Below are 25,095 nucleotides of genomic sequence, written 5' to 3' on the forward strand. Positions count from 1 at the left end.
GTCACCAGACACGTGCCCTGATCAGCCATTATCGGAGGCGCGGTGATCCACTCCCAGTGAATCTACGAATGTAGTACCGGAACGGCGGCCGATGACTGGTCGAAAAGAGTCGAAAATCGATGGAAAGAGGTGGTGAATACCATTCGTCATCTGGCGGGCTCGTGGGTGATTGATAAATGTCGGTTCTCCCGTTCCGCCCTGTTCACGGGCGTGGCGCCACGGCCCCGCTCCCATCCGAAGTCCCCCGAAGTCTGTTTGGAGTCTCCAGGGACGCGCGGCCCCGTCTGCCGAGGTGGGAGCGGTCTTCACGGCCCCGACCGGGCCGTGACCTCGACCGTGGCCAACGTCGGCTGTGACGCGGTCGGCTGCCGGTCCGTACTCCCGGATCGAGGCGGGGTGCCGGGACGCGTACGGCGGGAGTGGCCTCACCCGCCGAGCGCGGTCCACAGGGTGGCGAACTCCTCCGCGGTCAGGGCGTTCAGGCCGAAGTCGCCGGGATAGATCGGGCCCTCGGCCAGGAAGCCGTGCTCGTCCTCGATGTGGCGCCACGAGTATGTCCGGGCGAGGCCGTCCGAGCCCAGTTCGGCGTGTCTCACGGGCCAGTACTCCCCGCCGCTGTCGATGACGGTCTCGAACAGCCACACGTGGCCGTCGCCGTCCACCCCGTGCCAGTACAGGTGCGGCCGGTCGCTCTCGTCGAGCGCCCGGATCGTGTCCCTGCGACGATCCTGCAGCATCGTGCTCCTTGGTGTTCTTCGAAGGCTCGGTGTTCGTCCAAAAGGACTCGGTGTTCGCCAGAAAGTGCTGAAAGGCGCATACCCTGCCTTTTGTTATGTTGCGTGTTCTTGGTCCGCTTCAGGCGGAGATCAACGGTCGTACGGTGGACCTGGGCACCTCCCGGCAGCGGGCCGTGGTGGCCAGGCTCGTCGCGGCGGGCGGGCACGTGGTCTCCACCGATCGTTTCATCGATGACCTGTGGCGCGGGCAGCCGCCGCCCAAGGCGCTGGCCGCCCTCCAGGTCTACGTGTCCAACCTGCGGCGGGTGCTCGAACCCGGACGGCTGCCGCGCACGCCCGCCACGGTGCTGGTCAGCGCCGTCCCCGGCTACCGCCTGCGGCTGGAGCCCGAGCAGGTGGACGCCTGGCTGTTTCCCCGCCTGGTCGACGCCGCAGGGGCCGCGCTCGCCGAGGGGGACGGGGTGGGGGCGCTGGAGGCGGCCGACCGGGCACTCGCGTTCTGGCAGGGACCCGCGTACGCGGAGTTCGCCGACGAGGAGTGGGCGGAGCCCGAGGCGGCGCGGCTCGACGAGCTGCGGCTGGTCGCCGTGGAGCACAGGGCGCAGGCGCTGCTGGCGCTCGGTCGCAACGCGGAGGTCGAGCTTGAGCGGCACGTCCGTGCCCACCCGCTCAGGGAGAACGCCGTACGGCTGCTCGCCCTGGCCTGCTACCGGGCCGGGCGGCAGGCCGACGCCCTGGCCGCGATCAGGAGGGTACGCGAGACCCTCGCCGACGAGCTGGGGGTGGACCCGGGCCCCGCGCTGCGCGCGCTGGAGGCCGACATCCTGGCCCACGCCGACTCCCTGAACCGGACGGCCGCGCCCGTCGCAGGGCGGGCGCCGCTCTCGGACGCCGCCCCGGCCGGGGCGGGAGAACCGGATCGGGGTGGCCCGGGACGGGCCGGACAGGATCGACCGGGGCCGGACCGGGCAGACCATGATCGCGGATGGGGCCACGATCGGGGCCAGGACCGCGGTGGGGCCCGCGACAGGACCGGGGATCGCGGCGGAGACGGGCACGGGGGCCATGACGGGCATGGGGACCGTGACGGGCACGGGGACCGTGACGGGCACGGGGACCGTGACAGGGGCGGGGATCGCGGCCCCGGCAAGGACCGGGGCCGCGACCATGATCGTGACCTTGCCGGCTCCGCCGACCTCGCCTTCCCCCTCCCCGTTCCCGGACTCGTGGGCCGTACGGAGGAGCTGGCGGCGTTGCGGGCGGTCGCGGACCGGGGCGGGTTGCGCACGGTGTGGCTGGGCGGCGATCCCGGAGCGGGCAAGAGCACGCTGGCCGCCGCGTTCGCCCGGCGGCTGGCGGCGCGCGGCTGGCTGACCGCGACCGGGCGGTGCCCGGAGACCGACGGCGGGGCGCCGCCCGCGTGGGCGTGGAGCGAGGTGCTGCGCGCCCTGGCCGCGGACCGGCCGCCGGAGGGCGACCTGGCGGTCCGGCTGGCGCCGCTGCTGGACGACGACGCCCCGCCGGTCGGACCGTTCCTGCTGGCCCGGGCGGTGGGCGACTACCTCTCCCGGATCGTCGGGCGGGGCACCCGGCTGCTGGTGGTCATGGAGGACGTGCACCGGGCCGACAGCGAGACGCTCCATCTCCTGCGCCACCTCGCCACGGGGGCCGCCGAGGCCGACATCATGATCGTCGCGACCTACCGGCCCGCCGAGGCCGTCGACCATCTGGGGGCGACCTGGGCGGCACTGGCCGGGCGCGACACCCACCGGCTCGATCTGGGCGGGCTCGGTGACGAGGATGTGGCCCTGCTGTTGCGCGAGCGCTCGGGGCGGGAGGTGGACGCGGTGACCGCGCGGACCGTGGCCGAGCGGACCGGCGGCAACCCGCTGTTCGTCTGCGAGACCGCACGGCTGATCACCACGGACGGCACCTCGGCCGCCCGCGCCCTGCCACCCGGCGTGCGCGACCTGATCCGCCGCAGGATCGCCCGGCTGCCCGCGACGACCCAGAGGATCCTGCGGGACGCGGCCATCGTCGGACGGGACGTCGACGTCGACGTGCTGCTCGCCCTGGAGAACACCGACGAGGACGCCGCTCTCGAAGCGCTGGAGGCGGGCGTGGTGACCGGGCTGCTGACCGAGCCCGCGCCCGGCCGGGTGCGCTTCGCCCACGTGCTCGTCAGGGAGACCCTCTACGAGGACACGCCCGTACTGCGCCGTACCCGCCTGCACGGCAGGGTCGTCGGCGCGCTGGAGCGGGTCCGGCCGGGAGAGATCACCGCGCTGGGCCACCACGCGCTCGCCGCGGCCACCCCGGCCTCGGCGGGGTGGGCGGTGCCCTACGCCAGGGCGGCGGCCGAGCAGGCGAGGGGGATGCACTCCTACCGGGAGGCGGGGGCGTTCTACCGGGGAGCGCTGGAGCACGCCGACGACGACGCCCTCCGGCTCGACCTGCTCTGCTCGCTGGTGGCCGTACAGGCGCACGAGGGCAACGTGATAGCCGCCAGGGAGAACCGCGAGCGGGCCGTCGCCGTCGCGCGGCGGCTGGGCGGCGGCCTGAACCGGGCGCTGACCGCGTACGACGCCCCGGTGACCTGGTCGATCCAGCCGGGCCGGTACGTGGACCAGCCGCTCGTCGACGCGCTGGTGAAGGCGCTGGACGGCGCCGACGACGAGATCCGCTGCCGGCTGCTGGCCACGCTCGTCTTCGAACTGGAGGGACACGACGACGAGCGCTGCCGGGCCTACAGCGCGGAGGCGGTCGAGATCGCCAGGCGTCTGGACAGTACGGACCTCGTCTGCCTGGCCCTCAACGCCCGCTACTTCGTGCTGCTGACACCCGATCGCCGCGACGAGCTGGAGGTCCTGGCCCGCGAGCTGGTCGAGCTGGGCGATCGCGCGGGGCTGCCCGGGTACGCGATGCAGGGCCACCACGCCCTGTTCATGGTCAGCCTGGGCCGCTGTGACCTGGCGACCGCCAGGAACCACGCGGACCGCGCCCTGGAGCACTCCACCACCGGCCAGCTCGGTCTCGCGCTGGGCGTGATGTCCATGCTCGACACGCTGGTCCTGCTGATCGAGGGCGACTTCGAGGGCGCGGAACGGTCCTACCTGGCCATCGCCGAGCGCATGCTGGCCGCCGGGGGTGCCAACGCCCACATCATCGGTTCCATCGGCCGGTTCGTGACCCGGCTGGCGGGCGGCCTGCCGCAGGACATCCCGGAGCTGCTGGCGCTGTACGCGCTCGTCCCCGACGGGGTGGCGGACATCCTGGTCAGGGCGCTGATCGCCGAGGGACGCGTGGCGGAGGCACGGGCGTACTGGCGGTCCGACCAGGAGCCCCGCCTGGACTACTACTGGCTCCTGTGGCAGGGCCTGCGCGGGGAGAACGCGGTCGCGCTGGGCGACCGGCGGGTGGCCGAATGGTGCTACCGCGTTCTTCTGCCCTGGGACGGCGAGCTGGCGGGGATGCACTCCGGGTCGGTCACCCTGGGGCCGGTCGCCCTGATCCTGGGCGATCTGGCCGCCTTCCTCGGCCGTGACGCGACCGCCCACTACGAGCGGGCGGTACGGGTCGCCGAGCGGATCGGCTCGCCGCACTGGGCACGCGCGGCTCGTATGAAGGCGACTGCGAGGACACCGGGGAACGGTGGCCGATCCCCGGCCGGAGGCTCGGACGGGGCGTAGTCCGCACGGATGGACGTGGACCCGAGGCTGGGGGGACGCGGACCCAGGCCCGGATGGACACGGACCCGGGCCCGGGTGGGCGCGGGACCGGATCACCGTACGGGCCGCTCCGGGAAGGACGCGGGCCTGGGGAGCGCGGAGGCGGCCTTGGGGCACCGCACGCGCGGATCCGGGCGGAGGGCGGCCCGGGGCGCCGTACGGGCCCTTTGGGAAGGTGCGGGCCCGGGGGCGGCGGGCGGTCTGGGGCACCGTACGGGGGAGCGAGGGCGGATCAGGAAGCGGCGAGGGGGCCGAAGATCAGCCGCTGGCGCCGCCGGTGGCCGCGCCGGAACAGGAAGAGCATCACCGTCAGCGGGGGGCCGGCGAGCTTGCGCAGCCGGGCCAGCTCGTCGGGCCTGGCGTACTGCTCGATCCTCGGCAGGTCGATCCTGACGTTCCCGCCCTTGCGGACCGCCGTCTCGACCCGCTGCCAGTCCGCGACGGACACGTACTTCTCGATGATCGGGAAGAGCAGCTGCTCCTCCTCCCCGATGTGCTCGTCGAGCATGTCGGCCAGCCGGGTGAGGGACTTGGCGAGCGCGGAGGCGTCGCCGGTCGAGGCGAACGCGGCGGCCTGGCCGTTGATCTCCTCCAGCAGCGGGTCGAGGTCGGCGTGGTCGTCGCTCAGGTCGCGCAGGTCCACCTCGGCTCCCGCGGACCGTTCGATGACGGGCCAGAGCACCTCGTCCTCCATCGTGTGGTGATGGTGGATGCCCTGGTTCAGGGTCGTGACGAAACCGGCGATGGCGGCGGCGCGGGCTTGATCGGCGGACTGCCGTCCCTCGGACAGCTCGGTGGCGAGCGTGGCCAGGCGACGGGTGTCACCGCGCATGGCGCGGTGGGTGAGCTGGAATCCCAGCAGTTCCGGGGTCATGTCGAGGGCTCCTGGGTCGGTACGGGCTGTTGACCCGCCCACGATGCGGTGGCCCTCTTATGACCTACTTGGTAGCCACTTGGTGGTGTGGCGTGCGAGGGGCGGATCCTTCCTGGCCTGGGAGGACGAGGGGGAGGCGCCCGTGCCCGCCGAACCTCGTGGCGGGGCCGCGTTCCCCGGCGTTCCCCGGCGGGATTCGAGGGGGTGGGCCGGATCTTGAACGGGGTCCGTCGCGGGGTCCGGCACGAGGGACGGCGCGGGTGCTTCGAGGGGGAACGTGTGGTGGTCCGGGTGGACCTCGATTGATTTCGCATCCCGCTGCGGAGCCGTGTATGGTTACACCTGTCCGCAAGCGAGAGCGACACGGACAGGCCCCTTTAGCTCAGTCGGCAGAGCGTCTCCATGGTAAGGAGAAGGTCTACGGTTCGATTCCGTAAAGGGGCTCAACAGCCTAAAAGCCCTAACCTTCCGGTTAGGGCTTTCGGCTTGGTTGGCCTTAAAGGCGGGCCAGAAAATACTCAAGGTTCCTGACGCACGAGCGGGCATACTGGGGCAACCCAGAAGAGATCGCCCTGACCTGCACAAGTACGCAGGCACTCTGCGGGTCGGGTATCCTTGCGAGGTCGGTCGATTTTGTCGGCCTCAAGGCGGAGTAGCTCAGTCAGGCAGAGCAAACGGCTCATAATCGTTGTGTCGCCGGTTCAAGTCCGGCCTCCGCTACTACCCACCCGGGGCTTCTCTCACCAGAGAGGTTCTGTCGTGGGTTGTCCACTGTCCCGAACGTAGAAAGGCACTCCCAAGTGGCTGCCACCGACGTTAGGCCGAAGATCACGCTGGCCTGCCAGGAGTGCAAGCACCGCAACTACATCACGCGGAAGAACCGGCGCAACGACCCGGATCGGCTTGAGCTGAAGAAGTACTGCCCGAACTGCAAGACGCACCAGGCGCACCGCGAGACTCGTTAGTCTGCGCGAAGCCTTCCGCTGCGGCGGGAGATGAGTGCTGCATCGGCACGCACATACTCCACGGAAACCGGCGTCCTCAGACGAGGCGCCGGTTTGTCGTATCCGCACAGTTTTCCCGTGCGGGCGTTGGTCGCGGAAGAGGGCCGGTGCGAGAGCGGGCCGGGCTACGGTTTCCTGGTGGCCCGCCCCCCCGGTCGGCCGCCCGAGGCTACATCCTGGAATCTTGTTCTGTTAATGTCTCGTCAAACCCGCCGGTGTCGGCCCACCAGTTCGGTATCCGCAAAGGAGCACGATGGCTCTGAACCGTGACTTCGTCGGGCGGGCGTCCGCGCCCTCCTCGCCGTACGAGGTCAGTCGCGTGAAGATCAAAGAGTTCGCGACGGCGATCGGCGACAACAACCCGATCTACCGGGACAGGGAGGCGGCCCAGGCCGCGGGGCATCCCGACGTGATCGCGCCCCCGACCTTCCCCATCGTGTTCAGCCTGGCCGGAGGGTCGATCCTGACCGACCCCGAGCTCGGTTTGAACCTCGCGATGGTGGTCCACGGCGAGCAGCGTTTCGAGTACCGCAGGCCGATCCACGCCGGGGACGAGCTGGTCAGCGTCTCCACCGTGACCGACATCCGCAGCGTCGGCCGCAACGAGCTGATCACCGTCAAGAGCGACGTCAGCACCGTCGACGGCGAGCCCGTGTGCACGACCTACAACACCATCGTCGAGCGTGGAGGGGCGGGCTGACATGGCCGCGACGGTCAAGTACGACGAGGTCGAGACGGGCCAGCAGATCCCGCCCGCCGAATACGCGGTGCGCCGCGCCAACCTGGTGATGTACGCCGGGGCCTCGGGTGACTTCAACCCCATCCACTGGAACGAGCGCTTCGCCAAGACCGTCGGGCTTCCGGACGTCATCGCCCACGGCATGTTCACCATGGCGCAGGGCGGCCGGTTCGTCACCGACTGGGTGGGCGACCCCGGCGCGATCGTCGACTACGGGGTGCGGTTCTCCTCCATGGTGGTCGTCCCCGACGACGACCAGGGCGCCGTGATCACGGTGAGCGGGATCATCGAGGAGAAGCTTGAGGACAAGCGCGTGGTGGTCGCGCTGGTCGCCAAGTCCAACGACTCCCGGGTCCTGTCCAAGGCCCGCGCGGTGGTCCAGCTGGCATAGGTCCAAGGTCCGCGCGGTGGTCCGGTTGTCCGTGGGGTTCCACGGACCGCGTGGTCCGGCCGTCGTGGCTCCAAGGTCCGCGCGGTGATCCAGCCGTCGTGGGTGCCCTCTCGCGCGGCAGGTCAGGGCGTGGTCGACCGGCATGTTCCGCGGTTCGGGGCATGCTCGCGGGCCGGGGCCGAATCTTCTTCCTGTCCGGGGGTAGCTCCCCGGCATGAGCGAAGTACCTCCTAACGTGACCGGCCTGGCCGATCGGCGGGCCAAGGCGCGAGCCGAGCAGGACCATGCCGCCGCCGACGCGCTCCGCGACGAGATCAGAGCCGAGGGCTGGCTCGTCCGGGACACCGCGGACGGCTTCGAGCTCATCCCCTCTCCCCCCTTCGAGGTGTGGCCCACGGTGAGCTCCCTGCCCGAGCGGGGTTCCCCGGAGGCGGAACGGAACGGTTCGCGCGGAGAGCCGGGCGCCTCCACCGCCCCGGGACGAGCCGGCACCGCGGACGCCGAGGACGCCGGGCGGGACGACTCGGCCGATGCCGGGCGGGTCGCCGAGGCCGCGGATCCGGGGCGTCATCCCGGGCGGCTCGACGATCTGGACGCGGAGCGGGTCGCCGAGACGGAGGCGGCGCCCCAGCAGAAGCCCGAGGGCTCGGAGCTGGTCGGCCGGGCCGACGATCTCGACGGCCATCCCGAGCGGATGGTCTCCTCCCAGCTGCTGTGGGACGCCAGCCTGTCGGTGTCCCGGCTCGACGAGGCGATCACTCCCCCGCCCGACGTCGAGGAGCCGCCGGCCGCGCGGCCGACGGTGACCGTCGCGCTCCTGGTCGACGGCCGCCCCGACGAGCTGCGCGGGTGCGTACGCGCCCTGGTCGCCCGTACGGAGGCCAGGGTCCTCGCCCTCGACCTGGGGAACGTGGACGGTGCCGGAGAGGTCCTGCAGGAGATGGCGGAGGAGTTCCCCCGCCGGGTGGAGGCCTGGCACGTGGCCGAGTCGCCGCACTGGAGGGGTGGCTCCGCGGGGTGGGGCGCGAGCCACGACAGGTTGCTGCGTCTTGACACCTCGGACGTGTACGTCGTCATGGACACCTCCGTGATCCTGGAGGGCGACGCCATCACCCCGCTGGTCAGGGCGCTGGACGACGACGTGACGGCGGCCGGGTGGAAGGGTGTGAATCCCCGCGAGAACGACATGGAATGGCTGGAGGCCGAGCCCGGCGAGGTCCGGGGGCTGCTCGGCCATCTGATCGCGGTCAGGCGCGACGTCGCGCTCGCCGCGGGAGGCTTCCCCGCCGACGCCCGCTACTACCGCAACGCCGACCTGGAGTTCTCGCTCAGGCTGCCCGGCACCCTCGTCGCCCTGGGGAAGGATCTTCCGGTCCGGCAGGAGCGGCACCGCCGCGACGACGGCGTGGACCACGAATACCGCGACAGGGAGTCCCGGCGGACCTATGACCGGGTGCTGAAGCTGCTGCGCTCCCCGTAGGCTGGTCGCGGATTTCGGCCGGGTGGCGGGTGGGGAAGCGCATGACGAAGCGGGTGGCGGGGGTGCGGCTGGCGCCGTACACGACGCTGGGGCTGGGGGGGCCGGCCGGGGCGTTCGTGGAGGCCGGGTCGTCCGAGGAGATCGTCGAGCTGGTGGCGGCGGCCGACCGGGCGGGTGAGCCGGTGCTCGTGCTGGGGGGCGGCAGCAATCTGGTCGTCTCCGACGAGGGTTTCGACGGCCTGGTCGTGCGCGTCGCCTCCCGGGGCGTCGAGGTCGAGGGAGACCTGGTCACCGCGCAGGCGGGCGAGGACTGGGACGCCCTGGTCGAGCGCGCGGTGGGGGAGGGCAGGTCGGGCGTGGAGTGCCTGTCCGGCATCCCCGGGCTGGTCGGGTCCACGCCGATCCAGAACGTCGGCGCCTACGGGCAGGACGTCTCCCAGACGATCACCGCCGTCCGCGCCTACGACCGCCGGGCCGGTGAGGTGCGTGACCTGGCCGCGCGGGAGTGCGGGTTCGCCTACCGGCACAGCGCCTTCAAGGATGATCCGGAGCGATACGTCGTGCTCGCGGTCACCTACGAGCTGGCCGGGGACGCGTTGTCCGGCCCGGTCGCCTACCGGGAGCTGGCCTCCCGGCTGGGTGTCGCCCTGGGCGACCGGGTGCCGCCGGCGAAGGCCCGCGCGGCGGTGCTGGAGCTGCGGGCGGGCAAGGGCATGGTCCTGGACGCCGCCGACCCGGACACCCGCAGCGCGGGGTCGTTCTTCACCAACCCGGTCCTGACCGCTTCGCAGGCCGCCGGGCTGGAGCTGCGGGCGCCGGGGTTCCCGCGCTGGGACATGCCGGACGGGGCCGTCAAGGTTCCGGCGGCGTGGCTGATCGAGAACGCCGGGTTCCCGAAGGGCTACCGGCGCGGCCCGGCCCGCATTTCCACCAAGCACACCCTTGCCATGACGAATCCGGAGTTGGTGGCCTCGACGGAGGAGCTCCTCGACCTCGCCCGCGAGGTCAGGGACGGCGTCCTGGAGAAGTTCGGCGTCACCCTGGTCAACGAGCCCGTGATGGTCGGCACCCACCTCTGAGCTGGGAACGGGCATCCGATTTCGGCTGCTATGGTCTGATGGAACGACCCGAAGGGGAGTAGTCCCAATCGCGTGATCGACATGCTGGCGCCTGAGGCGCCCGGTCGCGCGGGCCTCGGATCCGGCCGGTTCGGCCCGGCTCCGTGGCGGACGAGACCTTCGGCCTGGCAGGCATTAACGGATGCCGCCGGGCCGAAGACGTGCCCGAAACTCCCCGGGTGTCCCCCTTCCGCCCGGCTGCGCACGCGGGAAGGGCACCCTCGTTGGAAGCATTCTGGATCAGTCTTGTTGTGATCTTCGTCGCCGAACTCGGCGACAAGAGCCAGCTCATGGCCATGACCTTCGCCACCCGGTTCAAACCGTGGCCGGTCCTCGCGGGAATCACCCTGGCCACCGCGGTGGTCCATCTCCTCAGCGTCGGCCTGGGCGGGCTGGTCGGCGACTTCCTCCCCACCACGGCGATCGTGATCATCGCCGGCATCGCCTTCCTGGGCTTCGCGCTGTGGACGCTGCGCGGGGACGAGCTGACCGAGGAGGAGTCGAAAAAGGCGCAGCGCACCACCCGGTCGGCGATCATCGCCGTCACCGTCGCCTTCTTCCTCGCCGAGCTGGGTGACAAGACGATGCTCGCGACCATCACGCTCGCCACCCAGTACGGCTGGTTCGGCACCTGGATCGGCTCGACGGTGGGCATGGTCGCCGCCGACGCTTTGGCCATCGTGGTCGGCCGGATGCTCGGCAAGCACCTGCCGGAGAAGGTCATCCGGTACGGCGCGGCCGCGGCGTTCGCCGTCTTCGGCGTGATCCTGCTGCTCGAACCGCTGTTCGCCTAATCAGGGCCGGACGCGAGGGGCGGGAGGTCAGCCGGTCAGGGCGAGGCGGTGGGCCGGAGGTCAGCCGGTCAGCCGGTCAGGGCGAGGCGGTGGGCTGAAAGCCAGCTGGTCAGGGCGAGGCGAGGGGCGGAAGGTCAGCCGATGAGGGCGAGGCGGTGCGCGGCCGCGGCCGCCTCGCCCCGGGTGGAGACGCCCAGCTTGCCGAGGATGTTGGAGACGTGGACGCTCACGGTCTTGGCCGAGATGAACAGCTCGGCGGCGACCTCGCGGTTGGACCGTCCCTGGGCGACCAGCCGGAGCACCTCCAGCTCGCGCGGGGTCAGCGGCGGTTCCCCGCCTCCGGCCCGCTCGGTGAGGGAGATCCCGATCCGGCGGGCGAGGGCCTCGACCTCGACGGCCAGCGGCCGGGCGGAGAGCGCCACGGCGATCGGATAGGCGGCGCGCAGCCGGGCCGCGGCATCGCCACGGTCACCGGCGTCGGCCGCCATCCTTCCCCCGTGGAGCAGTGACTTCGCCTGGGGGAAGGGGCGGCCCAGGCGTTCCCAGGCGGTGGCCGCGGCGTCGTGGTCGCGGGTGAGACCGAGCCGGTAGGCCTCGGCGACGGGGCTGTCCACGGTCATCGCCGCCGCGGCCTTCCCGACGTGGGCGCGCAGCGCCGTCACCCGTCCGGGCGCGAGCGCCTCGACCGTCTCGCAGATCCCCCCGAGCAGGCCGAGCGTCCGCCAGCCCAGCATGGGCTTGCTCGTGAGCTGCGCCTCAAGGGCGACCCGCTCGGCGACCTCCAGCGCGGCCAGCGGCTCCCCGCTGAGCATGTGCAGGCCGATCATGAGCCGGGCGTTGGTCGTCAGCTCCTGCATGAACTCCTCGGGGACGGTGCCGAAGGCGCCCACCTCGTCCAGGACGGATCTGAGCACGTCCGTCTCGCCGCGGGCGACCGCCACGTCCCCGCGGATCCGCCGCAGGTGGTGGCGGGTGCGCAGGGTGGGGTCCATGCCGAGGGTCTGCTCGACCAGCTGGGCCGCCTCGTCGAACCTGCTCAGTGCCTCCAGCGCCTCGGCCCGGTTGTTGGCGATGAACGTGCCCTGGTCCCGGTAGCGGCCGTACTTTCTCGCCAGCCGCTCCCCTTCGAGCGCGAGCTCGATCGCCTCGGCGGAACGGCCCATGTTGTTCAGCGCGTCCACGTTGTTGGCGATGGCGCGCAGGACGCTGCGGCCGGACTCGACGCGCTCGCCGATCGCCTGCGCGGTCTCGTTGAGCTCGATCGTGACGTCGATGCGCCCCGCGATCGAGTGGCCCAGCGCGAGGTTGAGCAGCAGCTCCGCCTCCAGGGTCTCCTCGCCGTGCTCGCGCGCGATCCGCAGCGCCTCCTCGGTGTGCGCCGTCCCCTCCTCCAGCTCGCCGCTGAATATCAGGTACGAGCCCAGCTTGGACAGCACTCCGGCGCGCTCCAGCCCCGGCTCCGGCACCAGCCGCTCGGCGTAGCGAAGGTCGTCGAGCACCCCCGGCCGCCGCTTGGCCTTCTTGAACTGCGACCTCCGTACGACCAGGTTCGCCACCCGGGCGGGCTCGGTCCGTTCGTCGAGCTCGTGCAGCGCGGCCTTGACGAACTTGCTGCCCCGGTCGACCTCCCCGCACGCGCTCGCGGCCTCGGCGGCCTGCTCCAGGACGGTGGTGTGGTCCACGCCGATGCGTTCGGCGGCGCCGGGGACCTTGCTCCACAGCGTCAGCACCCGCTCCAGCAGCTGCATCATCTCCCTGTGGGCGAAGGTCTTGGCGGCCTTGCCCGCCGCCTCCCAGGCGGAGACGAGGGCCCAGAGGTCGTCGCGGGCGGAGTGCCAGTGGTGGGCGATCTCGATGGCGGCCCGGCCGGGGGGCACCAGCGTGCGGTCCTTGCCGATCTCCTCGGCGAAGCGGGCGTGCAGCCGCGCGTGCTCGCCGGGCAGGAGCTCGTCGTGCACGGCCTCGCGGATCAGCGCGTGCCGGAAGACGTAGGCGCGGCCGTCGGCGACCTGCAGCACGTTGGCCGCGATCGCGGTGCGCAGCGCGTCGTCGAGCTCGACGTCCGACAGCGCGCTGACCGCGACGAGCAGGGCGTGGCTCACCCGGATGCCGCCGGCGGCGGCGATGCGCAGCACCCGCTGCGTCTCCTCGGGGAGCTGCTCCACGGAGCCGATGATCAGGTCGTGCAGGGAGTCGGGGAAGGTGCACTCGCCGCCGCACTCCATCAGCGCCTCGACGAACAGCGGGATGCCCTCGCTGCGCTGGAAGACCTTGTCGACCTTGGCGAACTCGGGTGCGGTGCCGAGGATTCCGGCCATCTGGGCCGCCACCTCGGACCGGGTGAGCCGGGGCAGGTCCATCCGGAGGACCCCGTCCAGCCGGCCGAGCTCGGCGAGCACCGGCCGGAGCGGGTGCTGGCGGTGGAGCTCGTCGGAGCGGTAAGTGAGGACCATCAGCACGGGAGCGGTGCGAAGGTTCCGGCTGAGGAAGGCGATCAGGTCGCGGCTGGAGCTGTCGGCCCAGTGGACGTCCTCGATGAGGAGGATCACCGGGTGGCGGTCCGCGAGCCGCTCCAGCAGGGTCAGGATCTGTTCGAAGAGCCGCGCGCGGGCGGTGTCGCTCTCGGTGTCGCCGCTCGGCTCGCCGAACTCGGGGAGCAGCCTGGCCAGGTCGCGGGCCCCTCCCTCGGGGAGGAGCGCCGCGACCTCCTCGGCCCCGCACTCGCGGACGAGCTGGCGGATCGCCGCGGTGAACGGGGCATAGGCGAGGCCCTCGGTCGACAGCTCCACGCAGCCCCCGTTGAGCACGTGGGCGCCGTCGGCCGTGGCCCTCTCCGCGAAACACCCGATCAGTCGTGACTTGCCGACACCTGCCTCGCCGCCGAGCAGCACGGTCACCGCCGCGTCCTTGCGTGCCTGCTCGAACGCCTCGGCCAGGTCCGCAAGCTCCCTCTCCCGCCCCACGAAGACGGGGCTTACCGCCCGACCCACCATGTCTGCCAGCATGTCATGCCTTAAAGGTGTGATCTCCCTATTTTTCGCTCGGTGAAACCGGCGTCTCAGGGAGGCAGCGAGGCCCGGCCGGGCATATGGGAGCGGCCGGGCTCTCGGGGCGGGGTCATGCCGGAATGATCTTGCCGAAGAGGCCCCTGCGGCGCTTCTCGGACGAGTGGGTCTTCCCGTCTTCCTGCGCCTTACGGGCGAGGCGGTAGCTGTCGGCCTCCTCGCGGAGTTCGGTGGTCCGGTGGGCGATCATCTGAAGGTGGAGCTCGGGACCCATGAGGGTTCCTTCCTGGTGTGGCGCCTCGCGGCGCGCTTTCCTTACAGACTCAAGATTCGCCCTAAGGCCCCCGGTCCCACATCGGGAGGATGTCCTATCTCCCGGACGCTTCTCGCCCCGGGACTACCTAGGTGGGGCCCGAACCGTCCCGGCACTACCTAGACGACACCGATTCGCCTGCCCCGGGAGGGTTCCGGGAGCGGTTCCGCGTGATCACCGGGACCTCGTGCGGCGGGGAGAGCCGGTGGTGTCCGCGCCCCGCGCGGGCCGGTCGGCGGATGTTGACGAAAACCGACAAGCTTGCTGGGCAGGGTCCAGTTTGGAACTAATCACACCAGTAGGCATGCTGGAGAGGTGTCAACTATGACGACCTCGCTCACCGACGTGACAACGTCCAACGTCGCGCTGCGAAGCTTCCTGCACGGCCTGCACGGTGTCGACCGCGTGGGCGCCGACCAGCGCGCCGCGACGCTCGGCACCCGATCCATCAAGACCACCGCCAAGGCCCAGGCCATCGACCTCGCGATCGGCATGGTGGACCTGACGACCCTTGAGGGGGCCGACACCCCGGGTAAGGTCCGCGCGATGTGCGCCAAGGCGGTTCACCCCGACCCGGCCGACCCCTCCGTGCCCAAGGTGGCCGCGGTGTGCGTCTACCCCGACATGGTCGCCGGGGCCGTCGCGGCCCTGAAGGGCTCCGGCGTCAAGGTGGCCAGCGTCGCGACCGCCTTCCCCAGCGGGCGCTCCACGCTCGACGTCAAGATCGCGGACACCACCTTCGCGGTGGCGGCCGGTGCCGACGAGATCGACATGGTCATCGACCGGGGCGCGTTTCTCGCGGGCGACTACCTGAAGGTCTTCGAGGAGATCGTCGCGATCAAGGCCGCGTGCGGCACCGCCCACCTGAAGGTGATCCTGGAGACCGGCGAGCTGTCCACGTACGACAACGTGCGCCGCGCGTCCTGGCTGGCCATGCTGGCCGGGGGCGACTTCATCAAGACCTCCACGGGAAAGGTGCAGCCCGCCGCGACCCTCCCCGTGACGCTGATCATGCTGGAGGCGGTCCGCGACTTCCTGGCCGCGACCGGCCGCAAGGTCGGCGTGAAGCCCGCGGGCGGCATCAAGACCACCAAGGACGCGATCAAGATGCTCGTCCTGGTCAACGAGACCGTCGGCGACGGCTGGCTCAGCCCCGACTGGTTCCGGCTCGGCGCCTCCAGCGTCCTCAACGACCTGCTGATGCAGCGCCAGAAGATGGCCACCGGCAGGTACGCGGGTCCCGACTACTTCACCCTCGACTAAGGCGTTCACATGTTTGAGTACGCACCGGCGCCCGAGTCGCGTGACGTCGTCGACATCAGGCCGTCCTACGGCCTGTTCATCGGCGGCGAGTGGGTCGACTCCCAGGGCGAGAACCGCAACAAGACCGTCAACCCGGCCTCCGAGGAGGTCCTGGCCGAGGTCTCCTGGGCCACCGAGGCCGATGTCGACCGGGCGGTCCAGGCCGCCCGCAAGGCGTTCGGCGTCTGGTCGGCGCTGCCCGGTTCGGAGCGGGCCAAATACCTGTTCCGGATCGCGCGCATCATCCAGGAGCGCTCGCGCGAGCTGGCCGTGCTGGAGTCCCTGGACAACGGCAAGCCGATCCGCGAGTCCCGTGACGTGGACCTTCCCCTGGTCGCGGCCCACTTCTTCTACTACGCCGGCTGGGCCGACAAGCTCGGCTACGCCGGGTACGGTCCCAGCCCGCGCCCGCTCGGGGTGGCCGGCCAGATCATCCCGTGGAACTTCCCGCTGCTCATGCTCGCGTGGAAGATCGCACCCGCGCTGGCCTGCGGCAACACGGTCGTCCTCAAGCCCGCGGAGACCACCCCGCTGACCGCGCTGCTGTTCGCGGAGATCTGCGCGCAGGCCGACCTGCCGCCCGGCGTGGTCAACATCGTGACCGGCGCGGGCGAGACCGGCGCCGCCCTGGTGAACCACCCCGACGTCGACAAGGTGGCCTTCACCGGCTCCACCGAGGTCGGCCGCCAGATCGCCAGGTCGGTCGCGGGCACCGGCAAGAAGGTCACCCTGGAGCTCGGCGGCAAGGCCGCGAACATCGTGTTCGAGGACGCCGCGCTCGACCAGGCCGTCGAGGGCATCGTCAACGGGATCTTCTTCAACCAGGGCCACGTCTGCTGCGCGGGCTCCCGGCTGCTGGTGCAGGAGTCGATCGAGACGGAGCTGCTCGACGCGCTGAAGCGGCGGCTCGGCACCCTCCGGCTGGGCGACCCGCTGGACAAGAACACCGACATCGGCGCGATCAACTCGGCGGCCCAGCTCGCCAAGATCCGCGAGCTGTCCGACCTGGGAGAGGCGGAGGGCGCCGAGCGCTGGTCCCCGGCCTGTTCGCTGCCCGACAAGGGCTTCTGGTTCCCGCCGACCATCTTCACCGGCGTCGCCCAGTCGCACAGGATCGCCCGCGAGGAGGTCTTCGGACCCGTCCTGTCCGTGCTGACCTTCCGCACCCCGGCCGAGGCGGTGGAGAAGGCCAACAACACCCCGTTCGGCCTGTCGGCGGGCGTGTGGACGGAGAAGGGCTCACGCATCCTGTGGATGGCGAGCAAGCTCCGCGCCGGCGTCGTCTGGGCCAACACCTTCAACCGGTTCGACCCCACCTCGCCGTTCGGCGGCTACAAGGAGTCCGGGTACGGGCGCGAGGGCGGACGGCACGGGCTGGAGGCGTATCTCGATGTGTGAGCATCACAGGGCCAAACGCCGTCCCCGCCGTGCCCAGAGCACCCGGGACCACGGCTTCGCCCGCGCCGGACGGCCGGTGCTGCGGGGCTGGTTCGCCCACCGGTGCGGCGTGAGCCGCTGCGGTCAGATCTTCGTGCCGGCCCGGCTGGCGCAGCAGGAGAGCTCGTGGAGAGGGCTGGGAAATGAGTAAGACGGAGAGGCCGAGCCGGGCGCGGGCGGGCAGGCAGGCGGGCGACCCCGTGGAGGACCGTACGGGCGAGCCGGCCCGCGAGCCCGCACGGCTCGCCGTGCGCAAGACGTACAAGCTGTACATCGGCGGGGCGTTCCCGCGCTCCGAGAGCGGAAGGTCCTACGCCGTGGCCTCCTCCAGGGGCGACTTCCTCGCCAACGCGTCCAGGGCCTCCCGCAAGGACGCCCGCGACGCGGTGACGGCCGCGCGCAAGGCCTTCGGCGGCTGGTCGGGCGCCACGGCGTACAACCGGGGACAGATCCTCTATCGCGTCGCCGAGATGCTGGAGGGCCGACGGGCCCAGTTCACCGCCGAACTGGCGGAGGCCGGGACGAAGAAGGCCGGGGAGGTCGTGGACGCGGCCGTCGACCGGCTGGTCTGGTACGCCGGGTGGTCTGACAAGATCGCCGCCGTCGCCGGGTCCTCCAACCCGGTCGCCGGGCCCTATTTCAACCTCTCCTCGCCGGAGCCGACCGGCGTGGTCGCGGTGGTGGCCCCCGACGAGCCGCTGCTGGGGCTCGTCTCGGTGATCGCCCCGGTGATCGTCACGGGCAACACCTGCGTCGTGATCGCGAGCGAGCGCGCCCCGCTGCCCTCGATCACCCTGGCCGAGGTGCTCGCCACCTCGGACCTGCCCGGTGGGGTGGTGAACATCCTCACCGGCTCGGCCGCCGAGATCGCCCCCTGGCTGGCCGCGCACATGGACGTCAACGCCCTCGACCTCACCGGTGTCACCGACGAGGGCCTGGCGATCGCGTGCGAGCAGGCGGCGGCGGAGAACCTCAAGCGCGTCTTCCGCCCCGCCGCGACCGACTGGTCCGCCGACCCCGGCACCAGGCGCCTGACGGCCTTTTTGGAGACCAAGACGGTCTGGCACCCCACCGGCATCTGACGCGCCAGGTCTGACGCGCCCGATCCGGTCCGTCTGGCCCGGTCTGGTCGGTCCGTCTGGTCCGGGCTGACGGGTTCGGGCTGACACGCCCGCGCGGCCCCGTCCCTCGGCCCTGTCCCTCGGCTCTTGGGCCGTGCCCCGGTCGCCGGTCAGGCGAGCGGGGCGTGGCGGGTCCAGGGCCGGGCGGCCTCCAGCTGGCCGGCCAGGGCCAGGAGCTGCGCCTCGCCGCCCGGGGCCGCCACCAGCTGGACGCCGATCGGCATGCCGCTGGAGTGCCTGCCGTACGGGACGCTCATGGCGGGCCAGCCGGCCATGTTCCACGCCGCGGTGGCGGGCGCGTACGTCAGATTGACGCGGACGTTGGCCAGCAGCCCCCGGCGGCCCCAGCGTTCGGCGGGCGGCGGTATGGCGGCGAGTGTCGGGGTGACGAGCACGTCGGCGTTCCCGAACCACTGGTCGGCGCCGTACGCGCGCCAGCGGTCGCGGCCCGTCGCGCCGTCCGCCCCCAACCTGGCGAGCCGCCGGCCCATCCTCGCCAGGGACCGGGTGCGCCGCTCCAGGCTCCGCGGGTCGAGGCCCTCGACGTCGCCCCTGGCGCACGCGAACCAGGTGGCCACGGCGGCGGCGCCGATCCCGAAGGGCATCCGCTCGGTGTGGTCCACCACGGTGTGCCCGGCGGCGCCCAGAACCTCCGCCGCCCCGGTCACCGCCCGCTGGAACTCGGCGTCCATCGAGAGGCCCGCCGGCAGCGGCATCGGCGCGACCGCGATCCGCAGCCTCAGCGGCTCCGACAGGGTCAGCCCGCCCGGGTAGTCGTCGATGGCGCTGTCCACGCCGAGGGCCTCGCTCTCGCCGGGCGTCGCCAGCGACATGTCGCCCGCCATGACGGCCAGGGCCAGGGCGAGGTCGGCCACGGTCGTGGCCAGCGGCCCGTTCTCCGACATCCCGTACCAGTCGTGCTCGGGCGGCGGGACCAGCCCCTGCCCCGGCTTGATCGAGACCAGGCCGCAGCAGGCCGCGGGGATGCGCAGCGAGCCCAGGCCGTCGTTGCCGTGGGCCAGCGGGACCATCCCCGCCGCCACGGCCGCCGCGCTCCCGCCCGAGGAGCCGCCGGGGGTGCGGGCCGGATCCCACGGGTTGCGCGTGACGCCGTACACGCTGTCGGAGAACCCGGCCAGGCACAGCTCCGGCACGTTGGTGATGCCGACGACCACCGCGCCCGCCGCCCTCAGCCTGGCGACCACCGGGTGGTCCTCGTCCGCGGGCACGCCGGGCGTCGCCGCGGAACCGTTGCGCGACGTCTCGCCCCGGACCGCGACATTGTCCTTGATCGCGATCGGCACCCCGGCGAGCGGCAGCCCGGCCAGGTCCTCGCGCTCCTGCAGAACCCGGGCCTCGGCCAGCGCCCGCTCGGCGAGGACCACGCGGAACGCCCCGACGCGCCCGTCACGCTCGGCGATGGCGTCGAGGTGCTCGGCGACCACCACGGGTGCCGTGACCTTCCCCCGTCGCACGGCATCCGCGATCTCCACTGCGGAACTTCCCACCCACGACATGCACCGAGTGTGGTCCGGCGAATGCGTAAGGGGAAGCGTCCCACATCTCAATCAGATGACTTGTCCGGCTCGTTGGCGTTATCCCGCCCGGCGCGCACGGCCTCCCGGCCCGCCGGGGTCAGCGGCGGGGGTTGGTACGGCGGGTGGCGGTGGCCGACAGGGGGTCGTCGGGCCAGGGATGCCTGGGGTAGCGCCCGCGGAGCTCGGCGCGGACCGCGCGGTAGCCCTCGCGCCAGAACGAGGCCAGGTCGGCGGTGACGGCGGCCGGGCGGCCCGCCGGGGAGAGCAGGTGGATCACCAGCGGGACCCCCGCGACGCGCGGGGCCTCGGCCCAGCCGAACAGCTCCTGCACCTTGGCCGCCAGCACCGGCCGCTCGCCCGAGTAGTCGATCCTGACCCGCGACCCGCTCGGCACCTCGACCCGTTCCGGGGCCACCTCCGCCAGCCGGGCGTTCCACGGGACCAGGCGGTGCAGCGCGGAGACCACGTCGAGGCGCTCCAGGTCGGACCGGCGGCGGGCTCGCGACAGCTCGGGCTCCAGCCAGCGGTCGGCCGCGCCGATCAGCGCGTCGTCGTCCGTCGCGGGCCACGGGTCGCCGAGCGTACGGCGGCAGAAGGCCAGCCGCTCGCGCAGGGCCACGGCCTCGGGCGTCCAGCGCAGGACCGACAGGCCCTCCGCGCGCAGGCCCTCCAGGACGGCGGGCCGCACGTCGGCGCCGCGGAGCACGCCGCTGGACAGCTCGATCGCGCCCAGCCGCTCGACCCGCCGCGCCAGCACGTCGCCGCGCCGCTCTCCCGGCGGCGTGTGCCAGGTGACCTCCTCACCGGAGCTGTACAGGGAGGCCGCGGCGAGCCTGGCGATCTCCTCGTCGATCACCACCGCCTGCCTGATCCTGGCGGACGCCGCTCCGGTGGGCCGGTCCGCGACCGCGACGGCCAGCCACTCCGCCGTCCCCAGCCGCGACCCGCGCGGCAGCTCCGCGGCCGTTCCCGAGGCCATCAGGTACGACCCGCCGCGCCGCCGCGCCACCCGCTCCGGGTAGGCCAGCGCCACGACCGTCCCGGCCACGGCGTCGTCACCCCCGGCCGCCCCGCCACCCGGGGGCGCGGTGCCGCCGTCCTTGGCCGGAGCCGCGCCGCCGCTCCTCGCGGACCTCGTTCCGGCATCGCCCCTCCCGGGCCGGGCACCGGCACCGGCGGGCTCGCGTCCCCGGCGCCGATCGGTGGCGGGTACGGCACGGGCCAGGCGGCCCGTCTCCTGGCGCCAGCGGGCGGAGAAGCCGTCACCGCCCTGGCGCGCGGAGCGCCAGACCGCCACCAGGTCGTCGCCCGCGTCCCGGGGCAACTGCTCCGACAGCAGCGCCACGACCTCGGCGGCACGGGGGCCGGCGTCGATCCCGTCCGTACCGGTGCCCGCGCCGGCGTCGATCAGGGCCCGCGCCAGGCGCGGATGGACCCCGACCCCGGCCATCCGCCGTCCCCGGTCGGTCACCCGGCCCGCGGGAAGGTCCGCCGGGTGCTCCGGCACGCCCGGTGGCCGCGGGGTGCCGGGGGAGTCCAGGGCGCCCAGGGCGTACAGGGTGCGGCGGGCGGCGTCCATCGCGGCGGGCGGCGGCGCGTCGAGCAGGGCCAGGCCGGTGGCCGCGGGGTCGCCCCAGCAGGCGACCTGGAGCGCGAAGCCGGTCAGGTCGGCGAGCGCGATCTCGGGCCGCGCGTGCTCGGGCAGCCGGTCGTGCTCGGCCCGCGACCAGCACCGGTAGACCACGCCCGGCGCCTCGCGGCCCGCCCGCCCCGCCCGCTGGGTGGCCGAGGCCCTGGACGCGCGGACGGTGGTGAGCGAGCCGAGACCGCGGGCGTGGTCGGTGCGGGGCTCCCTGGCCAGGCCGGAGTCGACCACGATCCGCACGCCCGGCACGGTCAGGCTCGACTCGGCGACCGAGGTGGCGAGCACCACCCTCCTCCCGTCGCCCGGGGACAGGACCGCGTCCTGGACGCGGGCCGGGGCCTGGCCGTGCACCTGGAGGACGTCGACGCCGGGAAGCATCGCGGCCACCCGGCCGATCTCGCCGACGCCCGGCAGGAAGCAGAGCACGTCGCCCTCGTGCTCGGCCAGCGCACGCCGTACGACACCGGCGACGTGGGCCAGGAACGCCGGATCCACCCGCATGCCGTGGGGCGGCGCGACGGTCCCGGCGGGCGGCACCCAGACGGGCGTGACCGGGTGCATGGTGCCTGCGGCGTGCACGATCGGCGCGGGCTCGGCGGACTCGGCGGGCTCGGCGGTGTCGACAGGGACATCCGACGGCGCGGAGTCGCCGGCGTCGGCGGGAGGTGGGGGAGCGCCGGGGGAGCCGAGGAGGCGGGCCCAGGGGGCGGCGTCGGCGGTGGCGGAGGTGGCGACGATCCGCAGATCGGGACGGAGCGCGGCGCGGACGTCCAGGAGGAATGCCAGGGCGGTGTCGGCGTCCAGGTGGCGTTCGTGGCACTCGTCGAGCAGGACCGTGTCCACGCCTTCGAGCTCGGGGTCGCGCTGGAGCCGCTGCAGGAGGACTCCCGTGGTGACGACCTCGACGACCGTCCTGGGACCGGCCCTGCGCTCGCCGCGTATCGAGAACCCGACCTCCGCCCCCACCTCGGACTCCAGCAGCCACGCCATCCGCCTCGCCGCCGCCCGTACCGCCATCCGCCGGGGCTCGGCCACGATCACCCGTTTGGGCGCCGAGCCGTCGAGGAGCCCGGCCAGCGCGAGCGGGACGAGCGTGGTCTTGCCGGTGCCAGGAGGGGCGGTGAGCACGGCGACGCCCCGCCCGTCCAGCGCCGCGAGCAACTCGGGCAGGGCGTGGCGTACGGGCAGGCCGGACCAGTCGGAACGCACCCGTCCAGTGTCCCCCGAGTCCGGCACCGGGTGGGACGCGGCGATCAACCCGGGCCGGTGGGGCTTTTCCCGGGTTCCGTCCGGGGCACGATCGCGGACTCTCGCTCGCGGTGGTGTTCGTCGTGCCGGGTGGGGGAATGATCCCTCTGTGATCGGTCTGACCGCTATGTTCGTCGCCACCGTGACCGCCTACCAACATGCCGCCCGGCTGCGGGCGGACGCCCGGCAGTCTCCCGCCGGAGCCAGAGCCGGACTCGTCCCGGAGAGCGACGCCTCGCGGCGGTCGCAGAGGGAGCCCGCGGAGCCTCCCGCGGAGGGCGTCCGGGAAGTCCGTGAAGGTCAGGAAGCCCGGGAGGCCCCGAGGGTTCGTGGAGTCCGGAGAGGGGGAGCCCCGCCCGCCCCCGTGTGATCCATAACGCGGAGACGAAGAGTGTGTCTCGGGAACATGTCGAAGGGGTTACGGCCGTTTTAACGTGCGCTGGTAAGGGCCGGTGATACAGGTCACAGGGCCACAAAGGAGCACGTGATGGCCGCATCCCTTCCAGCGGGACTTCTCCGCATCCTCCTCACCCTGTCGCTCGGGCTGCTCGGACTGCTCGGCGCGGCGACCGCGACGACGGCTCCCGCGCGGGCCGCCTCGCTCGTCCAGGTCGGGTCGTTCGGCAGCAATCCCGGCAACCTCACCATGTTCAGCTACCGTCCCGACGGGTCGACCGCCGGACGCCCGCTGGTGGTGCTGCTGCACGGCTGCACGCAGAACGCGAACGGCTACTTCGCCAACTCGGGATGGCGCAAGTACGCCGACCAGTCGGGGTTCACCCTCGTCCTGGCGCAGACCAGCGGTGCGAACAACTCGTCGAGCTGCTTCAACTGGTTCGAGACCGGCGACACCGCCCGGGGCCAGGGCGAGGCCGCCTCGATCCGCGCGATGGTCGCCTACGCGCTCTCCACCTACGGGACCGACCCGGCGCGCGTCTACGTCTCCGGCCTGTCGGCGGGCGGGGCCATGTCGGCGGTCATGCTCGCCACCTACCCGGACGTCTTCGCGGGCGGCTCGATCGGGGCGGGACTCGCGTACCGGTGCGCCACCAGCCTGCTCCAGGCCTCCCCCTGCCAGCGCGGCCAGGTCGGCAAGACCCCGCAGCAGTGGGGCGACCTGGTGCGCAACGCCCACTCCGGCTACTCCGGACCGTACCCGCGCGTCGCGATCTGGCAGGGGTCGTCCGACTACACCGTCGTCCCGGCCAACGCCGCGCAGCTGCGCGACCAGTGGACGAACGTGCGGGGCGTCTCGCAGAGCCCCACCTCCGCGCGGAGCCTCACCGGCGGCACCTCGCTGAAGGTGTACGGCAACGACGCGGTGCGCCTGTACGAGATCACCGGCATGGGACACGGGCTGCCGATCGATCCCGGCGGCGCCGCCGACCAGTGCGGCAGCGCGGCGGCGTACTTCCTCGACACCATCTGCTCGGCCTATCACGACGCGCAGTTCTTCGGCCTGACCGGTGGGACGCAACCCACCCCGACCCCGACCGTCACGCCGACCCCGACCCCCACCCCGACGGCGCCCCAGATCTGCGTCAGGGCGAGCAACTACGCCCACACCACCGCCGGACGGGCCTACCAGTCCGGCGGCTACACCTACGCCAACGGGTCCAACAACGCCATGGGCCTGTGGAACACCCTCGTCACGCACGGCCTCAAGCAGACCGGCCCCAACCACTGGGTCGTCGCCGACAGCGAGTGCTAGCGAGTCGCCGGACGGCGGAAACCTGAACGCGACCGGCCCGCTGATCAGCGGGCCGGTCGGCCGTTCCTAGGCCAGGGGTTCGAGGACGCCCGTGCTCACCAGGGCGATGATGATGACCCCGAGGGCGATCCGGTAGATCACGAAACCGGTGAAGCGATGGGTGCTGATGTACTTCAGGAACCACGAGACCGCCAGGTAACCCACGATGAACGAGATCACGGTGGCCAGGATCGTGGGACCCCACTCGGGAGCCCTGCCCTCGCCGATCTTGAACAGCTCCAGGAAGCCCGCGCCCAGCACGGCCGGGATGGCCAGCAGGAAGGAGTACTTCGCGGCCTCCTCCCGGCGGTAGTCGAGCAGCAGGCCGGCGCTGATGGTGCCGCCGGAGCGGGAGACGCCGGGGATCAGGGCGAGCGACTGGGCGAAGCCGTAGATCAGGGCGTGGGTGAAGCTGAGGTGCCGCTCCAGGGTGAGCTTGTTGCGGGCGGTGTGGTCGGCGAACCACAGGACCAGGCCGAAGACGATCAGCGTCGTGCCGATCAGGCGCAGGTCGCGGAAGGCGCCCTCGATGGAGTCCTTGAAGAGCAGGCCGAGCACCACGATCGGGATGGTGCCGACGATGACGTACCAGCCCATCCGGGCGGCGTGGTGGCCGCGCAGGGCGGGGGTCCACAGGGAGCGGGTCCAGGTGGAGATGATCTCCCAGATCTCCTTGCGGAAGTAGATCACCACCGCGGCCTCGGTGCCGAGCTGGATGACCGCGGTGAACGCGGCTCCCGGGTCCTGCCAGCCGAAGAACGCCGACACCACCCTGATGTGGGCACTGGAGGAGATCGGCAGAAACTCCGTCAATCCCTGAATCAGTCCGAGGACCACCGCTTCGAACCAGCCGATCACTTGAGCACCTTCC

19 protein-coding genes and 2 tRNA genes are annotated in these 25,095 nt (G+C 72.3%); 14 read left to right on the plus strand and 7 right to left on the minus strand.

Annotated features, from left to right (window positions below; genetic code table 11):
• Positions 1–425: 425 nt before the first annotated feature.
• A complete protein-coding gene (locus ACSDR0_RS30130) occupies positions 426–737 on the minus strand; it encodes a hypothetical protein (RefSeq protein ID WP_435292283.1) in 312 nt (103 codons plus the stop codon).
• A gap of 95 nt (positions 738–832) precedes the next feature.
• Here ACSDR0_RS30130 and ACSDR0_RS30135 point away from each other — a divergent pair, with 95 nt between their 5' ends.
• Positions 833–4,426, plus strand: coding sequence for a BTAD domain-containing putative transcriptional regulator (locus ACSDR0_RS30135; RefSeq protein ID WP_435292284.1), 3,594 nt, complete (start codon positions 833–835; stop codon positions 4,424–4,426).
• A gap of 271 nt (positions 4,427–4,697) precedes the next feature.
• Here ACSDR0_RS30135 and ACSDR0_RS30140 read toward each other — a convergent pair whose 3' ends face one another.
• The gene (locus tag ACSDR0_RS30140) at positions 4,698–5,339 is read right to left on the minus strand and encodes a hemerythrin domain-containing protein (protein WP_435292285.1); all 642 of its coding nucleotides are present in this window, start codon (positions 5,337–5,339) and stop codon (positions 4,698–4,700) included.
• A 371-nt stretch (positions 5,340–5,710) separates the two neighbouring features.
• On the opposite strand from ACSDR0_RS30140, the gene ACSDR0_RS30145 reads away from it, so the two are divergent.
• The 8 genes from ACSDR0_RS30145 to ACSDR0_RS30180 all read left to right on the plus strand — a co-directional run bounded on the left by ACSDR0_RS30145 (position 5,711) and on the right by ACSDR0_RS30180 (position 10,865).
• A tRNA-Thr gene (locus ACSDR0_RS30145) sits at positions 5,711–5,783 on the plus strand.
• Between the two features lie 202 nt (positions 5,784–5,985).
• Positions 5,986–6,059: transfer RNA gene (locus tag ACSDR0_RS30150), tRNA-Met, on the plus strand.
• An 80-nt stretch (positions 6,060–6,139) separates the two neighbouring features.
• A complete protein-coding gene (rpmG, locus tag ACSDR0_RS30155) occupies positions 6,140–6,304 on the plus strand; it encodes a 50S ribosomal protein L33 (protein WP_030921771.1) in 165 nt (54 codons plus the stop codon).
• Positions 6,305–6,596: 292 nt separating this feature from the next.
• The gene (locus ACSDR0_RS30160; protein WP_435292286.1) at positions 6,597–7,043 is read left to right on the plus strand and encodes a MaoC family dehydratase N-terminal domain-containing protein; all 447 of its coding nucleotides are present in this window, start codon (positions 6,597–6,599) and stop codon (positions 7,041–7,043) included.
• Position 7,044: 1 nt separating this feature from the next.
• Positions 7,045–7,473 (plus strand): MaoC family dehydratase, encoded by a 429-nt coding sequence (locus tag ACSDR0_RS30165; protein ID WP_435292367.1) that lies wholly within the window; start codon positions 7,045–7,047, stop codon positions 7,471–7,473.
• 214 nt (positions 7,474–7,687) lie between these two features.
• Positions 7,688–8,953, plus strand: coding sequence for a CysS/YqeB C-terminal domain-containing protein (locus ACSDR0_RS30170; RefSeq protein WP_435292287.1), 1,266 nt, complete (start codon positions 7,688–7,690; stop codon positions 8,951–8,953).
• Positions 8,954–8,994: 41 nt separating this feature from the next.
• Entirely contained in the window at positions 8,995–10,032 is a 1,038-nt protein-coding gene (locus ACSDR0_RS30175) for a UDP-N-acetylmuramate dehydrogenase (RefSeq protein WP_435292288.1), read from the plus strand.
• Between the two features lie 263 nt (positions 10,033–10,295).
• Positions 10,296–10,865: a TMEM165/GDT1 family protein gene (locus tag ACSDR0_RS30180; RefSeq protein WP_435292289.1), complete on the plus strand. Its 570-nt coding sequence runs from the start codon at positions 10,296–10,298 to the stop codon at positions 10,863–10,865.
• 134 nt (positions 10,866–10,999) lie between these two features.
• Here ACSDR0_RS30180 and ACSDR0_RS30185 read toward each other — a convergent pair whose 3' ends face one another.
• Complete coding sequence (locus tag ACSDR0_RS30185) at positions 11,000–13,858, minus strand: helix-turn-helix transcriptional regulator (RefSeq protein ID WP_435292290.1); 2,859 nt, start codon at positions 13,856–13,858, stop codon at positions 11,000–11,002.
• Between the two features lie 124 nt (positions 13,859–13,982).
• Complete coding sequence (locus ACSDR0_RS30190) at positions 13,983–14,144, minus strand: hypothetical protein (protein WP_435292291.1); 162 nt, start codon at positions 14,142–14,144, stop codon at positions 13,983–13,985.
• 363 nt (positions 14,145–14,507) lie between these two features.
• Between ACSDR0_RS30190 and deoC the strand changes: the two genes are divergently transcribed.
• The 4 genes from deoC to ACSDR0_RS30210 are packed head-to-tail and all read left to right on the plus strand — an operon-like array spanning position 14,508 to position 18,004.
• Complete coding sequence (gene deoC / locus ACSDR0_RS30195; RefSeq protein ID WP_435292292.1) at positions 14,508–15,446, plus strand: deoxyribose-phosphate aldolase; 939 nt, start codon at positions 14,508–14,510, stop codon at positions 15,444–15,446.
• Between the two features lie 9 nt (positions 15,447–15,455).
• Positions 15,456–16,883, plus strand: coding sequence for an aldehyde dehydrogenase family protein (locus ACSDR0_RS30200; RefSeq protein ID WP_435292293.1), 1,428 nt, complete (start codon positions 15,456–15,458; stop codon positions 16,881–16,883).
• Positions 16,876–17,073, plus strand: a complete 198-nt coding sequence (locus tag ACSDR0_RS30205) for a hypothetical protein (protein WP_435292294.1) — start codon at positions 16,876–16,878, stop codon at positions 17,071–17,073. Before ACSDR0_RS30200 ends, ACSDR0_RS30205 begins: the two co-directional genes overlap by 8 nt.
• Positions 17,066–18,004: an aldehyde dehydrogenase family protein gene (locus ACSDR0_RS30210; RefSeq protein ID WP_435292295.1), complete on the plus strand. Its 939-nt coding sequence runs from the start codon at positions 17,066–17,068 to the stop codon at positions 18,002–18,004. Before ACSDR0_RS30205 ends, ACSDR0_RS30210 begins: the two co-directional genes overlap by 8 nt.
• A 149-nt stretch (positions 18,005–18,153) precedes the next feature.
• On the opposite strand, the gene ACSDR0_RS30215 is transcribed toward ACSDR0_RS30210, so the two are convergent.
• Together ACSDR0_RS30215 and ACSDR0_RS30220 are read right to left on the minus strand one after the other, a co-directional pair.
• Positions 18,154–19,536: an amidase gene (locus tag ACSDR0_RS30215; RefSeq protein WP_435292296.1), complete on the minus strand. Its 1,383-nt coding sequence runs from the start codon at positions 19,534–19,536 to the stop codon at positions 18,154–18,156.
• A 142-nt stretch (positions 19,537–19,678) separates the two neighbouring features.
• Positions 19,679–22,435: an ATP-dependent RNA helicase gene (locus tag ACSDR0_RS30220; protein WP_435292297.1), complete on the minus strand. Its 2,757-nt coding sequence runs from the start codon at positions 22,433–22,435 to the stop codon at positions 19,679–19,681.
• Positions 22,436–22,961: 526 nt separating this feature from the next.
• Here ACSDR0_RS30220 and ACSDR0_RS30225 point away from each other — a divergent pair.
• The gene (locus tag ACSDR0_RS30225) at positions 22,962–24,185 is read left to right on the plus strand and encodes an extracellular catalytic domain type 1 short-chain-length polyhydroxyalkanoate depolymerase (protein WP_435292298.1); all 1,224 of its coding nucleotides are present in this window, start codon (positions 22,962–22,964) and stop codon (positions 24,183–24,185) included.
• Positions 24,186–24,251: 66 nt separating this feature from the next.
• On the opposite strand, the gene ACSDR0_RS30230 is transcribed toward ACSDR0_RS30225, so the two are convergent.
• Complete coding sequence (locus ACSDR0_RS30230; protein WP_435292299.1) at positions 24,252–25,082, minus strand: undecaprenyl-diphosphate phosphatase; 831 nt, start codon at positions 25,080–25,082, stop codon at positions 24,252–24,254.
• Positions 25,083–25,095: the final 13 nt, after the last annotated feature.

Origin of the sequence: Streptosporangium sp. G11 (assembly GCF_051192615.1) — a bacterium.
Classification (GTDB): domain Bacteria; phylum Actinomycetota; class Actinomycetes; order Streptosporangiales; family Streptosporangiaceae; genus Streptosporangium.